This is a genomic window from Bacteroidota bacterium (assembly GCA_016194975.1).
Classification (GTDB): Bacteria; Bacteroidota; Bacteroidia; order Palsa-965; family Palsa-965.
Genome location: JACQAM010000005.1, coordinates 91,517 through 105,675, shown reverse-complemented (window position 1 = coordinate 105,675; position 14,159 = coordinate 91,517). Strand labels below are relative to the sequence as shown.

At 42.9% G+C, this 14,159-nt stretch carries 15 protein-coding genes; 4 read left to right on the top strand and 11 right to left on the bottom strand.

Annotated elements, in window-relative coordinates; translation table 11 throughout:
- Positions 1 to 69: 69 nt before the first annotated feature.
- The 10 genes from rplT to HY064_03415 all read right to left on the bottom strand — a co-directional run bounded on the left by rplT (position 70) and on the right by HY064_03415 (position 8,915).
- Entirely contained in the window at positions 70 to 414 is a 345-nt protein-coding gene (gene rplT, locus HY064_03460; protein MBI3509696.1) for a 50S ribosomal protein L20, read from the bottom strand.
- Positions 415 to 552: 138 nt separating this feature from the next.
- Complete coding sequence (gene rpmI, locus HY064_03455; protein ID MBI3509695.1) at positions 553 to 747, bottom strand: 50S ribosomal protein L35; 195 nt, start codon at positions 745 to 747, stop codon at positions 553 to 555.
- A 71-nt stretch (positions 748 to 818) separates the two neighbouring features.
- On the bottom strand, positions 819 to 1,748 hold the full coding sequence (locus HY064_03450) for a T9SS type A sorting domain-containing protein (protein ID MBI3509694.1): 930 nt from the start codon (positions 1,746 to 1,748) through the stop codon (positions 819 to 821).
- Between the two features lie 57 nt (positions 1,749 to 1,805).
- Complete coding sequence (locus HY064_03445; protein ID MBI3509693.1) at positions 1,806 to 3,119, bottom strand: rRNA methyltransferase; 1,314 nt, start codon at positions 3,117 to 3,119, stop codon at positions 1,806 to 1,808.
- A gap of 161 nt (positions 3,120 to 3,280) precedes the next feature.
- Positions 3,281 to 3,799, bottom strand: a complete 519-nt coding sequence (locus HY064_03440) for a translation initiation factor IF-3 (GenBank protein MBI3509692.1) — start codon at positions 3,797 to 3,799, stop codon at positions 3,281 to 3,283.
- A gap of 186 nt (positions 3,800 to 3,985) precedes the next feature.
- Positions 3,986 to 5,932, bottom strand: a complete 1,947-nt coding sequence (gene thrS, locus HY064_03435; GenBank protein ID MBI3509691.1) for a threonine--tRNA ligase — start codon at positions 5,930 to 5,932, stop codon at positions 3,986 to 3,988.
- Positions 5,933 to 6,060: 128 nt separating this feature from the next.
- Positions 6,061 to 6,471, bottom strand: coding sequence for a hypothetical protein (locus HY064_03430; protein ID MBI3509690.1), 411 nt, complete (start codon positions 6,469 to 6,471; stop codon positions 6,061 to 6,063).
- A 21-nt stretch (positions 6,472 to 6,492) separates the two neighbouring features.
- Positions 6,493 to 6,813: a hypothetical protein gene (locus tag HY064_03425; protein MBI3509689.1), complete on the bottom strand. Its 321-nt coding sequence runs from the start codon at positions 6,811 to 6,813 to the stop codon at positions 6,493 to 6,495.
- The gene (locus tag HY064_03420; protein ID MBI3509688.1) at positions 6,779 to 8,182 is read right to left on the bottom strand and encodes a radical SAM protein; all 1,404 of its coding nucleotides are present in this window, start codon (positions 8,180 to 8,182) and stop codon (positions 6,779 to 6,781) included. The genes HY064_03425 and HY064_03420 overlap by 35 nt, the downstream gene beginning before the upstream one ends.
- On the bottom strand, positions 8,175 to 8,915 hold the full coding sequence (locus HY064_03415) for a prolipoprotein diacylglyceryl transferase (GenBank protein ID MBI3509687.1): 741 nt from the start codon (positions 8,913 to 8,915) through the stop codon (positions 8,175 to 8,177). Before HY064_03415 ends, HY064_03420 begins: the two co-directional genes overlap by 8 nt.
- 242 nt (positions 8,916 to 9,157) lie before the next feature.
- Between HY064_03415 and HY064_03410 the strand changes: the two genes are divergently transcribed.
- The 4 genes from HY064_03410 to HY064_03395 all read left to right on the top strand — a co-directional run bounded on the left by HY064_03410 (position 9,158) and on the right by HY064_03395 (position 13,194).
- Positions 9,158 to 10,930, top strand: a complete 1,773-nt coding sequence (locus tag HY064_03410; GenBank protein MBI3509686.1) for a T9SS type A sorting domain-containing protein — start codon at positions 9,158 to 9,160, stop codon at positions 10,928 to 10,930.
- Positions 10,931 to 10,933: 3 nt separating this feature from the next.
- Entirely contained in the window at positions 10,934 to 12,184 is a 1,251-nt protein-coding gene (locus tag HY064_03405) for a T9SS type A sorting domain-containing protein (protein ID MBI3509685.1), read from the top strand.
- Positions 12,185 to 12,316: 132 nt separating this feature from the next.
- Positions 12,317 to 12,736, top strand: coding sequence for a DUF2384 domain-containing protein (locus tag HY064_03400; GenBank protein MBI3509684.1), 420 nt, complete (start codon positions 12,317 to 12,319; stop codon positions 12,734 to 12,736).
- On the top strand, positions 12,733 to 13,194 hold the full coding sequence (locus tag HY064_03395) for an RES family NAD+ phosphorylase (protein ID MBI3509683.1): 462 nt from the start codon (positions 12,733 to 12,735) through the stop codon (positions 13,192 to 13,194). Before HY064_03400 ends, HY064_03395 begins: the two co-directional genes overlap by 4 nt.
- A gap of 17 nt (positions 13,195 to 13,211) precedes the next feature.
- Here the strand turns inward: HY064_03395 and HY064_03390 are convergent, their stop codons facing one another.
- On the bottom strand, positions 13,212 to 14,147 hold the full coding sequence (locus HY064_03390) for an SUMF1/EgtB/PvdO family nonheme iron enzyme (protein MBI3509682.1): 936 nt from the start codon (positions 14,145 to 14,147) through the stop codon (positions 13,212 to 13,214).
- Between the last annotated feature and the right edge of the window lie 12 nt (positions 14,148 to 14,159).

Sequence of the window (14,159 nt, the reverse complement as noted above, 5' to 3'; positions counted from 1 at the left end):
GCTACAATTTAAACAGAAAAAAATCCTCTCCATTTCCGGAGAGGATTTAATGTGTGCGAATCTGTGGTGTTATTTTACCGATCTCACCACTGCTTTAAAAGCTTCGGGGTGATTCATCGCAAGATCAGCAAGAGTTTTACGGTTGAGAGTAATTCCTTTTTTATTGGCTGCTGCAATGAATTGTGAATAGGACATTCCTTCTTCGCGAACTCCGGCGTTGATGCGCTGGATCCACAAGGAACGGAAGTTGCGTTTTTTCTGTTTGCGGTCGCGGTAGGCATACACGAGACCTTTTTCGAGTGTGTTTCTTGCTACGGTCCAAACATTTCCTTTGGCACCCCAGTAGCCGCGCGTCATCTTAAGGAATTTTTTCCTCTTAGCTCTCGACGCTACATTGTTGACTGATCTTGGCATTTTGTTTTTTCGTTTTGGTTTTGAGTGTCACTTAGCGGAGTGAACTTTGTACTGCAAAACCGGGTTTAACATTGTCCGACCATTCTGATCGGATAAATTTTTCGGATTGACCCAGTATAAACTACTTTCTGCGTTTTCTCACATACAAAGCAGAGCTTTCACGTTGTTCAGGTCGGGTTTGGAAACCAGTCCTGTATTCGTCAGGCGACGTTTACGTGTTTTCTCTTTCTTGGTAAGAATGTGACGTTTGAAAGCATGTTTCCTTTTGATCTTACCCGTTCCAGTAATAGCGAAACGTTTTTTCGCGCTGGAATTGGTTTTCATCTTAGGCATGCTGTTTTATTTAACCAACCGGTTCGTTCCGGCAGGGGCGCAAAGGTAAGAAAAATCTGAAAAGGGGCAGTTTACTCTTTTATAAACCTTCTGCAAATCCCATTGATCCGCACCAGGTACATTCCCGGATCTAACCCATCAATATTCATGGAAAAATTTTCTTTTCCTTCCATCGATTCACTCTTCACCAGGTTGCCGGTAACATCGAATATTTCGAGAAGGCCGCTTTCTTCCATTGGAAAACTGATGTTGATCGAATGCTCAGCAGGAACAGGATAAATATTAAATGATGGAAGTGCATTTTCAGAAATAGTTCCGGTCATGACATCATTGAGATTCACAATTCCATTCCAGATCCGTATCTGGTCCACGATTCCGCTTGAAGTATATTCTGTTCTCGTAATGCTATCATCATAAAAAAATCCGAGTACGCGATCGGCACCGCTCAATTTTGCAACATAATTCTGTGTTGGATCTACGCCATAAGATTGACGGAAAAGTGTACTGGAAGAAAAGAGATAAGCGTTCACAGAATCATTGGCCATATTCCGCGTCATGAGAACGGTGTAATCGGTATTCGGACTCAGTACTGTTGAACCAAATGTTCCGGAAGAATAGAGATCGAGATCGCCCGAAAAAATATAAAATCCCTGGTCGGAACCACGATCGAAAAAATCAATGATCTTCCGGTAGCCACTCACATCAGCAAATTGAAAAGTTACTGCAATTGAATAATCATTTTCTGTAAAAACCGCATCGGGAATCGTGACTCGTACGCCGCCGCCGGTAACGGATGCGTCCGCTGTCCACGACCATGTAGTAGCAGAAAATGAATTGACAGAAGCATTGAAGGCGGAAGCAGTTGCATTGGAATAAACATCCGAGAAATTGCCGCTGAAATCCAACTGGCTGATGAGCGTCGCCTGCGCATAAAAATTCTGAGGAATAAAAATTATTGCCGTTAAAAGAATAGCAGTGGAGTGAAGTAGATTTTTTTTCATGGGATTAAAGTTTGAATTGTAAAATTAATTTATTCCGAAATCAAAAGCGAATTTATTTCAAAGGTTCCTGATCCTCCATTCCTTCGGATACAGGTTATTCGCACGATTTTCCAGAAGATTCAGCCAGCCCAGTGGAACTCCTTTATAAGTTGCGAGTACGATACCGGTTTCATTTTCTGAAAATTTCAATTCCTGTTTCGCGAGAAATTTCAAAGCATCTTCTTTCGAAAGCATAAGTTCGCGAAAATTTTTGCGATTCAATTCTGTTGACAGGGCCACCTCGTGCGTGGGTTTTGCTCCTTTCTGCATTTCAGCGACCGGTAATCCGGCGTGAACAATATTCATTTTCCGGAAGATCGTTTGCATGTCTGATGAAATATTTTTTCTGAACAGGATCATCCTTCCATTGTGGCTGAAGAAATCAAATTTAGTAGGATCGGCTACAAAATTTTTCACCAGGTCTTTTTCACGATTATTTGCAAATGATAATCCTTCTTTCAGTTTTCCCGGATTTTTTTCCGGCCGGTCCTTTTTCTGAAGAACGCTCATGAAAAATCCTTCTCCTTTCAACCGATGTGGAAAAAAACGATAACCGTATATCCCGTTATGAAAAGTTTCAGTGATCCGCCATTCTTCCGGTAACTGCAGGGAAAGGCTTTCGAAATTTATTTTTTCTTTGAGCCACGCAATATTTTTTTCATTCTCTTCTTCGTTGAAACTACATGTACTGTAAATAAGAATTCCGTTTTCTTTCAGCGCAGGCCATGCATCAAGAATAATTCTCCGCTGCCGCATCGAACACAATTCCACAGCAGGCGGCGACCATTCTTTAGCAGCATCAGGATCGCGCCGGAATAATCCTTCGCCCGAACAGGGAACATCGGCAAGCATCACATCAAAGAATCCGGGAATCTCCCGGAAATGGTCAGGATCATTATTGGTCACTAAAAAATTATCGCGTCCCCATTTGATGAGATTTTCGGAGAGCACATGCGCACGCGCGCGGATCACCTCGTTACTCACGAGCAAACTGTTTTCTGTAATGAGCGAAGACAGATGTGTGGATTTTCCGCCGGGAGCAGCACAGAGATCAAGCACGTGAATATTTTTTCCCAGGTCCACATGCTGGTGAAGCGCCTGTTCAATTCCCATGGAACTTGCTTCCTGCACATAATAAAATCCTGCGTGAAAAAACGGATCACGCGTAAAGGAAGGACGCTTCGGCAGGTAGAATCCACCGGTGGCCCACTGTACTTTTTCAGAAGGAAAATTAGTTTTCCACTTGAATGGATTCACGCGTATGCTTACCGGCGCGGGCGAAGAAAAAGTTTTTTCCCAATCAGCAAATTCATTGCCGAGGAGATTCTTCATCTTTTCGCTGTATGTTTTTGGTAACTGCATAAAAAAATCATTGGCCATTAGTCATTGGGAATAACGCGTTACCCAAAACCAACAACCAATGACAATTGATTAACGACTGATATTATGGGCATCTCTAAAAACGCAGCAGTTCGAAGTTATTAGAGATGCTCTTATTTTTTCTTTTTAGGAGTAAGCAACATCTGCATTCGTTTTCCTTCGAGTGCGGGAAGTTGTTCTACTTTTCCGAATTCTTCCAGTTCCTGTGCAAAACGCAGCAGCAGTATCTCTCCCTGTTCTTTGAAAACGATAGAGCGGCCTCTGAACATTACATAAGCTTTCACTTTTGCTCCCTGTTCCAGGAATTTTATTGCGTGATTTCTTTTGAAATTGAAATCATGATCATCAGTATGCGGGCCGAAACGGATCTCTTTCACAATAACTTTCTGCGCTTTTGATTTGATCTCTTTCTGTTTTTTCTTCTGCTCGTAGAGGAATTTTTTGTAATCCACTACGCGGCATACCGGCGGAGTGGCAGAAGGAACGATCTCAACAAGATCGAGACCGAATTCTTTTGCGAGATCCAGCGCTTTTGAAATGGAATAGACCCCCGATTCGATTCCTTCACCTACTACACGTACTTCTGCTACATCACGGATCTTTTCATTGATGCGGTGTAATTCTTCTTTGATTCGTGGTCCGCGCGGTCCGCGATTGAATGGTGGCCGCGATGCTGTTCCGCCGGGTCGGGGCGGGAATGATGGGCGATTGCCTCTGTATGGAGTTGCGATTTTAACCTCCTGTTTTAGTTGCGTACGAAATTCGAATTGTTATGAATCTTCAAAACGCGGATCGTACGAATACCGCGCCAGTAGATTTTATGAATTCAAAGAATCAAGTTTGTGTTTCACTTCCATGTTGACGAGCTCAGCAAAATCGGAAAGCGGCATCGAACCTTTATCACCTTCGCCCTGTTTGCGAACGGAAACTGTTCCATCTGCCATTTCTTTTTCGCCCGCGATAAGCATGTAAGGAACTTTTTTCAATTCAGTATCGCGTATTTTTTTCCCGATCTTTTCGCTGCGATCATCAACGAAGGCACGAATATCGGAATTTTTCAGTTGCTCTTTTATTTTTTCAGCATACTCATTGTACTTGTCGCTTATAGGAAGAACAGCCACCTGTTCGGGTGTCAGCCACAATGGAAATTTTCCGGCACAATGCTCAATGAGAACTGCAACAAAACGTTCCATCGATCCGAAAGGAGCACGATGGATCATTACAGGGCGATGCTTCTGATTATCGGCGCCGGTGTATTCGAGTTCGAATCGTTCCGGCAAATTATAATCAACCTGTATGGTTCCCAATTGCCATTTTCTCCCGATAGCATCACGCACCATGAAATCAAGTTTTGGCCCATAGAAAGCCGCTTCACCGTATTCCACCACGGTCTTCAGTTTTTTTTCATCTGCCGCTTCTATGATCGCCTGTTCTGCTTTATTCCAGTTCTCATCGGAGCCAATGTATTTTGAACGATCTGTTTTATCACGGAGAGAAATTTGCGCTGTGTAATCGGTAAATTCAAGCGCACGGAAAACAAGAAGTACAAGATCGATCACTTTGCAGAATTCTTCTCTCACCTGGTCGGGACGGCAGAATAAATGCGCATCATCCTGCGTGAATCCGCGCACACGCGTGAGTCCGTGCAATTCTCCGTGCTGCTCATAGCGGTAAACGGTTCCGAATTCAGCCAGGCGAACAGGGAGATCTTTGTACGAACGCGGTTTGCTTTTATAAATTTCGCAGTGATGCGGACAATTCATCGGTTTGAGAAAAAATTCTTCTCCTTCCTGCGGTGTGCGAATGGGCTGAAAAGAATCTTTACCGTATTTCTCATAATGGCCGGAAGTGATATAAAGATTTTTGTGGCCAATGTGCGGAGTGATCACCTGAACATATCCTGCTTTCATTTGCGCTTTCTGCAGAAAATTCTGAAGACGTTCACGCAATGCAGTTCCATTCGGAAGCCAGAGCGGCAAACCCATCCCGACTTTTTCCGAAAAAGTAAAAAGTTCAAGTTCGCGTCCGAGTTTGCGGTGATCGCGTTTCTTTGCTTCTTCGAGGAGAACAAGATATTCATCAAGCTCTTTCTGCTTCGGAAAAGTGATCCCGTAAATGCGCGTGAGTTGTTTTTTTGTTTCGTCGCCGCGCCAGTATGCGCCCGCGAGATTGAGAAGCTTCACTGCTTTTATGAATCCTGTATTCGGGATGTGAGGGCCACGGCAGAGATCGGTGAAATTTCCCTGCGTGTAAAAAGTAATTTTTCCGTCTTCGAGATCCTTGATAAGATCGAGTTTATACTCATCACCTTTCTCTGTGAAATATTTTTCAGCATCGGCTTTACTCACTTCTTTGCGCACGTAAGCATTTTTCTGTTGCGCGAGTTCAAGAATTTTCTTCTCGATCTTTGCAAAATCGTCAGACGACATTTGTTGCCCACCGAGATCCACGTCATAATAAAATCCGTTTTCTATTGGAGGGCCAATTCCGAATTTCACGCCGGGATACAATGCTTCGAGCGCTTCTGCCATCAAATGCGCCGACGAATGCCACATGGTTTCTTTTCCATCCACATCATTCCAGGTGAGCAATTGCAACTTCGCATCGGAATGGATCGGCCGTGTTGCATCCCGAATTTCGCCATTGATCCTGGCGCTGAGAACATTTCTTGCAAGACCTTCTGAAATGGATTGCGCTACTTCGAGCGCTGTGGTGCCTTCTTTATATTGACGAACGGCACCGTCGGGTAGAGTAATGTTTATCATTTGTTTTCCCTGCTTACAACGCAGGTTTTTTGTTGTGTATTACAAAGATAATTATTTATTGCGGAAGACTCAGGAATGAATAATGAAAAGCTGAAAATTCAGAAATTTTTTTGTGATTGAAATTATTCTCACACCTGCGAGCGCGCAATGGAATCTGCAATGCGCGTGGAGTCTTCTTTCATTTTTCGTTTTTCTTTTTTCGAAAAGTGCTTGAAGTATATTTTTTCATTCTTATGCGCACGGTGTTCAAATATTCCATCTGAAATATTTTCTGCCACACCATTGGTCATTTCCGCAAACATTCCTTCGCAGCTTCCGGCACCAATGATAAGTACGAGTAGTAGCGGGATCATAAAACCGAATGCTCTTGCTTCATTTTTCTTTTTCCAGTTTCTGATCGATAAAAAAAATAAAACGCTGATGTGAAGTGCAAATGCAAAGATCAGAAGGAAGGATAAGTGCAGCCGGTAAAAAAGCAGGTAGTAACCGAGGAAGATCCCGAGTTGCGAAATAAGAATTTTAAATGTTGTCCTTTTCATTATGTGAATTTAGGACATTCCTCATTGACTTAATACGCTGCTCAAATAACAGCATGAACCAAATCCTACAACCATTACAATGATGAGGGAGAGGAGATAACCGTATCCGGCGCCTTCCTGTTTTTTCGAAAAACTGAGGATCATAAGAATGAGTAAAACCAATTCGTGAATAAGCAGGGGAGCCATGTCTTTGAATAAAATATCGTAGGTGCCGGAGCCGATGGAAAGAAATCCAATTAAAATCTGGTACGCGGCAAAGATCGTCAATTGAACACGCAGGACTTTCCAGATCGTCTTGCTTTTATTTTCAGGTGACGGCGGTTGTTGCGTTCCGTAATTCATCGAGTTTATGTTTGTGTTGCTCACGATAAAAAAGATTCATCGTTTCGAACGGAATTATTTTTCCTTCGCCATTCACAATGTGCACACATGATTTTTTAATTGCACGTACATCGAAATTCCACGCATCAATGAACTGCATGATAATAACGCGGAATAAATTTTTGTAGGTCAGCCCCGGCGCTTTGATCTGCGGGAGGCAACAGAGCAGCGATTTCAATTCTTCAGTTGCAGAAGACGGAGAATGAGCAGTGCTGAAAAGACGGAGAACATGTTCATGTAATTTTTCGTCCTGCTCATACACGATCGTGTTTTGCGAATTATCCAGCAATTGATCGGGATCAATGAATCGTGTCAATGGAAAAATATTACCATCCATCTTCAGCGCGTAGCCCATTGCGAGCGCATCGGGATTGCACGGGACAGGAATAAGATCTTTTTCAGAAAAAATTTCCGATTGATTCAATATTTCTCTTCTCACTTCCGTCAGCGTCGTGCGGTTTTTTTCCGGATCGAAATTTTCCAACCGGCCGGCAATTTGCGTGGGCTGAAAAGTCACACCGCGAACACAGGGCTGCTCAATAGCAAATTCAATGATCTTCCCGATCTCATCCATGTTCAATCCTTTTTCAAGAGTGACCACGAGTGTTGTATTCAGATCGTATTTGTTGAGATGCTCCAGCGCTTTTGTTCGCACATCCGTCAGGTCTTTTCCGCGCAATTTTTTCAATACATCAGGGCGAAAAGAATCGAATTGAAGATAAATTTCAAAATCGGGCATGTATTCCGCAAGGCGTTTTACAAATTCTTCTTCTTTCGCAATGCGGATTCCATTCGTGTTCAACATGAGATGACGGACCGGTTTTGTTTTCGCCATATCGAGAATTTCGAAAAACTGCGGATGAATGGTCGGTTCTCCTCCGCTGATCTGGATGATGTCGGGTCGTCCTTCATTGCGTACAACCGCATCAAACATCTTTTCCACTTCTTCAAGCGAACGATGACGTCCGTGATGCGGCGATGATTCTGAGTAACACGTTGGGCAAGTGAGATTGCAACGATCTGTGATTTCCACCAGCGTAAGACAGGAATGCTGTTCATGATCGGGACACAATCCGCAATCGTACGGGCATCCGTAATGCGTGCGCGTGTTGAACACAAGAGGCATTTCAGATGGTTTCATATAATTTCTCGCCAGCCGGTAATATTCTTTTTCTGTTGCAATTAAAACTTTCTGGTGCCCGTGTTCCGGGCATCGCTTCAGCATGAAAACAAGTTCCTCTTCGAAAACTATTTTTGCATCAACACGTTTCAGGCAATGCGGGCAGAGACTGAGCGTGAAATCGAAATAAGTATAAGGTCTTTCAGGCATATTGTTTCAGCAGATGTCCGGGCCGGATGAAAACTTTCGCATAATACAAAAGTCCGAGTACACAAGCCGTTTGAATGGTGCTGAGTTTCCACGGATACAAATGATCATCCTTCAAGTATTCATTGAAGAACCTAAAAATAAAATAAGCAACCATCATCAGTTGGAAAAGAGAACCATTCGCTAAGGTGTACTTTTCATTTATTTTCCGCAACACAAAAAATGTTACGGAGAGAAAAATAATTTCATAAAAGGGAAGAGGATGACGGGAAATCCCGTCGCCATAATCAATTCCCCATGGCAGCGTAGTAGAAATTCCTGCCGTATGATCGTTGAGTGCAGTAAGCAAACACCCGATCCGTCCAATGATAAGTGCAAGCAGGATCGGGAAAACGAAAAGGTCGCCGGAACGTTTTTTTTCTCCGAGAATTATTTTGGTCAACTCCACCGCCAATGTGCCACCGAATAATCCACCGACAATTGTTTTGTTGTTGAATGCAATGAAAATATTTTTCCAGCCCGGGTGCGCCATCCATGAAGGATCCTCAAGTGCTCCAAGTATTCTCGAACCAAGAAGAGCGCCGGCGGTTGCACCAACAATTATCCATATACGATTTGTTTCTTTGACCGGATCGATGGATTTTTTTCTGAGGTATAAATAATAACGGAAACCAGTCACGAAAGCAGCAACTTCAAAAATAGTGTGAACATAAACAGGCACTACGAGACGCATCATTTCACTAAGATAGTTTATCGCACGGATAATTTTTATTTTTTGATTCGTCTGCCGGCCTATGGAATTTTATGCTGCAAGCGAAATAAAAGAACACCTCTGGAAATTAACCGCTATCCATTTGTTAAATACTTGTTGCCTTTTATTTTTTGCAGTAACTTTACGGTAATTCCTGCTGCCCTTAATTAATAAAGTTTCCCATGAGCAGGCTATTTATTTTTTTCCTTTTGTTATTTCCCTGTGGAATGTTTTCGCAGCTCATTCTTGAGCAGGAAGATTTCACGAATTATCTGGGTACTGTTGCAACGGTTCCGGCCGGATGGAATTTTTCTTACCAGGGAAATTATACTTCTGTTGCAAGTTGTGGAACAAGCGGCCCGAACGCCTACAAGTTCGGAGTGAATCTCGCAACGATCAACACGCCTCCATTCTCAAATGCAGACACCGTTCAATTCTGGGTGAAAGGTTTGTCAACCGATGCAGTGAGCATGCTGGTGTGTCTTGAAAGCCCCGACAGTCTTGCGTGGGATACTATTGGCAAAGTGCAGCCGATCCCAACTACCGGAACTGTATTTAAATATCATGTGAGCAGCGCGGCACATCACCTTCGCTTTACGTATGTAAAATCGGCGGGAAATGTTTCTTTCGATGATTATCGTTTGCTACAGAATTCTGTTGTTTCAAATTCAACGGGAACGATCACTGTTTATTTCAATCACCCGGTGAATACTGCTGTTTCTTCCGGAATAAATGCTGTTTACCTGAATCAAACGATCGACGATACTTTAATTGCATATATCAATCGCGCAAAATTCACACTCGACATAGCTGTGTATAATTATATTCAAACTGCTTCCATTTCAAATATTGCAACGGCGATCAATAATGCTTACGCTCGTGGTGTGAAGATCCGTTGGATATACAATGGAAGTTCTTCCAACAGCGGACTCTCTTTGCTGAATTCAGGTATTCCTAAATTGGGAAGTCCTACCAGCGCATCTTATAATATCATGCATAATAAATTCATGATCGTGGATGCGCATTCTTCCAACGTGGATGACCCGATCGTTTGGACGGGCTCTACCAACTGGGATGACCAGCAGATCAATTCCGATTACAATAATGTCATTATCATTCGTGATAAAAATCTTGCTACGGCATACACCACTGAATTCAATGAAATGTGGGGCGACACCGGGATGGTTGCAAATACCACGAATTCCAGGTTCGGCCCTTTCAAAACCGATAATACGCCGCATACATTTACAATTGGAACAAGAACAGTCGAATTATATTTCAGTCCTTCAGATGGAGTGAATAACCAGATCCTGAATAAGATCAATTCTGCGAACAATTCTCTTTTCTTCGGTGTTTATACTTTCACTGAATCGAGTGATGCCAATGCAATTGTTGCGCGGCAGTCGGCCGGTGTTTACACTGCCGGGATCATCGATCAAAACAGTACACCATACTCTGCTTACCCGATTCTGAATTCCGGGCTTGGCAGTATGCTTGAAGTTTATTCCAATGCAACTTTTCTTTATCATAATAAATTTCTCATCGTTGATGAATGTGATTCCACTTCCGATCCGCTGGTGCTTACCGGTTCGCACAACTGGACAGCGACTGCCGATACGAAGAATGATGAGAATACGGTGATCGTGCACAGCGTACTTATTGCCAATGAATATTACCAGTCATTCAACATGAATTTTTCTGATCTTGGCGGAAGTTTAGGGTTGTCTTGTATTACAACCAGTCTTTCTTCTGCACCCATTGACCTGAATTCAATTTCGGTTTTTCCAGTGCCGGCTTCAGAAATGATAAATGTGAAAAATATTTTCGGGGGAAACGTGAAGATCAGAATTTATGATACCAACGGCCAACTGGTGATGGAGATGAATGGTGCGGATGAAATTTTCAGCGCCGGTGTTGCGTCTTTACCGGATGGAATGTATTTCATTGCCGAAGAAAAAGAAGGTAACATTGCAAACGGAAAATTCATTATTCAACGCTGAGCAATGAAAAAATATTTTTTCTTTCTTGTATTCACACTGCTTTACGGTTCTGTATTTTCACAAGCGGCAGTAAGAATTCTTTTCGATGCAACGAAAGCAGAAATGGCCGGTAATGCCGATTGGGTAGTGGATGCTGATACGCACAACATCGGTTTCAGCAGCGGGCCCGCAGTAGTTGGACAGGGAAACGAATCGAATCCGCAAACTATTCCTACACCTGCGCAGTCGGGCATAAACGCGAGCACACCCGAGACTTACTGGAACGGATCACTGTCTGCGTGGGGAGTCGATTGTGCAAATCATAGTTACGTGGTGGAAACACTTCCTTACAATGGAGCGATTTCTTACGGAAATTCTTCCAATGCGCAGGATCTTTCGAATTACAAAGTGTTCATCGTCTGCGAACCGAATATTGTTTTCAGTTCTTCAGAAAAAACTGCGCTACTGAATTTTGTTCAGAATGGAGGAGGGCTTTTCATTATTTCTGATCACACAGTTTCTGATCGCAACAACGACGGATGGGATTCTCCCGGAATATGGAATGATCTTTTTACCAATAATTCTGTTCAGAATGATCCATTCGGATTCAGTGTCGATCTCCAGAATTTTTCGCAGATCACAACAAATGCCGCCACTCTTCCCGGCGATTCCATTCTGCACGGACCTATGGGAAATGTAACAGAAGCGCAGTGGTCGAACGGAACAACTTTTACGATCAACAATTCTGACAATGCAACAACGAAAGGTGTGATCTACAAAACTTCTTCATCTACAACAGGAACAACGAATGTAATGGCGCTGTACGGAAGATTCGGCAATGGAAAATTTGCAGCAATAGGAGACAGTTCACCGTGTGACGATGGAACAGGCGACGTGAATGATGTTTTATATAATGGCTATTTTTCTGATGCCGCAGGAAATCATCAATTGCTGATTATGAATATGACGATCTGGTTGGCGGAAACAAATCCCGTCTCAACGGGACTTACACAATTCAATCCCGATAGTTATCAGAATGAAAATTCAGGATTTGAAATTTATCCTAATCCTTCCGATGGAAAATTTTTCATACACAGGAATACAAATGGGGAAACAACAATTGTGATCTACAATTCTCTTGGGGAGCAAATAAAAAATATTTCCGTGGATACTTCAGTTATTGAAATTGATTTGAGGGGAGAGGAGGCCGGAATATATTTTGCAGAGATATGGGCTAACGGGAGGGTGTACAGGGGGAAGATGGTAAGAGAATAATCAAAAACTCAATCGCACATTTCGGATCACCATGGAAAGTAACCGACTCTGGCATTGACAGGGTATGATTTGTTTTGATTAAGATTTGGAAAATATGACAAATGTCTATAAATTTGAGACAAATGTCAGATTATGAAAAAGAAACCCAAGCCCTATTCAATTCCTGATCTCGAATCATTCAGTCAGGAAAACCTGATGACCTTTGCTGAGCAGGGCATCACCTATGGAATCTTCAACCAGATCACGCATCGTATCCCGCTTTCCGTAGAGGATTGGGCAGGTTTTCTCCATCTTTCAGAAAGAACGCTTCACCGTTACCGTAAATACAAACTCAAATTCGATCCATTGCATTCAGAACGCATCCTGGAACTTGTATTGCTTTTCAATAAAGGCGTGCGGGTGTTCGGTAGCGAGGAAAATTATTTTACCTGGCTGAGTTCAGCTAATATTTCACTTGGCGGTAAATCTCCGCGCTCTTTACTTGGAAGTTCTGTGGGTATAAGCCTCATCAAAGACGAACTCTCGCGCATTGAACACGGCGTACTCGCATGATTGTTTTCCGGCTGGGCAGTAATCGTTATCCTGATTTTCTTTCCGGAACAGGCGCTGAAAAAACCGGTGGGAGATGGAACAGCAGGGGCGTAAAAATGGTTTACACTTCCGAATCGCGATCACTTTGTACCGCTGAACTTGCGGTTCATCTTCCATTGGGAATTGTACCGGCCGACTATGAAATTGTCACGATAAAAATCCCTTTGCAAATAAAAATAAAAGTCCTTTCCGAAAAAGATCTACCTGAGGACTGGAGAAAATTTCCACATTCTTTATCTACGCAGTTGATCGGGAATAAATTCATCAGGGAAAATAAATATGCTGTGTTTAAAGTTCCTTCTGCCGTTGTGCCTGGCGATTTCAATTTTTTATTGAATCCTTATCATCGGAAATTTTCCCCGATCAGAATTATGAAAAGAGAAAAATTCGAATTCGATCAACGACTCTTCAGGAGATGAGAAAATTATTCTGGTTTTCATTGCAGCACTTCGCACACGCAACGGAATCCGAGCCAGGGTTGCGGGCCATAATATTTATAATCATTTCTGTAATATGCTTTTTTCAGCGAGTCGGGATACCGGGGTTCGAACATTGCGTCTTTTCCGGTATAAGTTCCATCGAGATAAGTGATATAGTTGTATCCTTTCACAACCGAGTCGGCGATCAATTCAGAAACATTTCCAAGCAAATTATAAATGCCGAATGAATTCGGTTTGCCGGAATAAACTTCCTGCGTGGGTCCATAGCGCAGCATGACCGAAGTTCCGCCTTTCACTTTGTACAAAACATCTTTGTGCGTGCGGAACATGTCATACATCTCTTTGGTGTTACTGCAAACCATATTCCGTTTGTCATAAGTATTTTCGAAACCATACGGATACATTCCGGAGTTGAGCCCGCCGGATGCGGCATATTCCCATTCTGCTTTCGTGGGCAGGCGATAGCGCACGCGTTCCGTGTAATGTGTGAGCGAGTCTGCCTGCGGCCATGCGTAGTGATCGAGCTTCACCATGTAATATTCATTTACGCGATCTGTTCTCCATTTACAAAATGCAATTGCCTGCTCGTATGAAATTCCAGCCACGGGACAATTTCTATACGAGGGATGATGGAGATAGAATTGTGTGTAATTTTTGAAAGAAGAATCGATGCATGAATTTTTCCAGACGAGTGTGTCAGGAAGAAGAGCAGCATAATTTTCTTTCCTGACACGGCTTGTCCAATAAAGATATTCCAGCCAATCGAGATTCCTGATTTCAGTTTCATCAATGAAAACACTATCGCGCAGCCAAACTGTTCCCGGCGGAACGAGTTTGAACTTCGGTTGCTTTCTCACTTTGTCGGGATGCTTTTGTGAGAATGCACTCAGAAGTAAAAGGAGGACGGGAATTAATAACAGAGTGCGCCGCATTTGCATGAATAA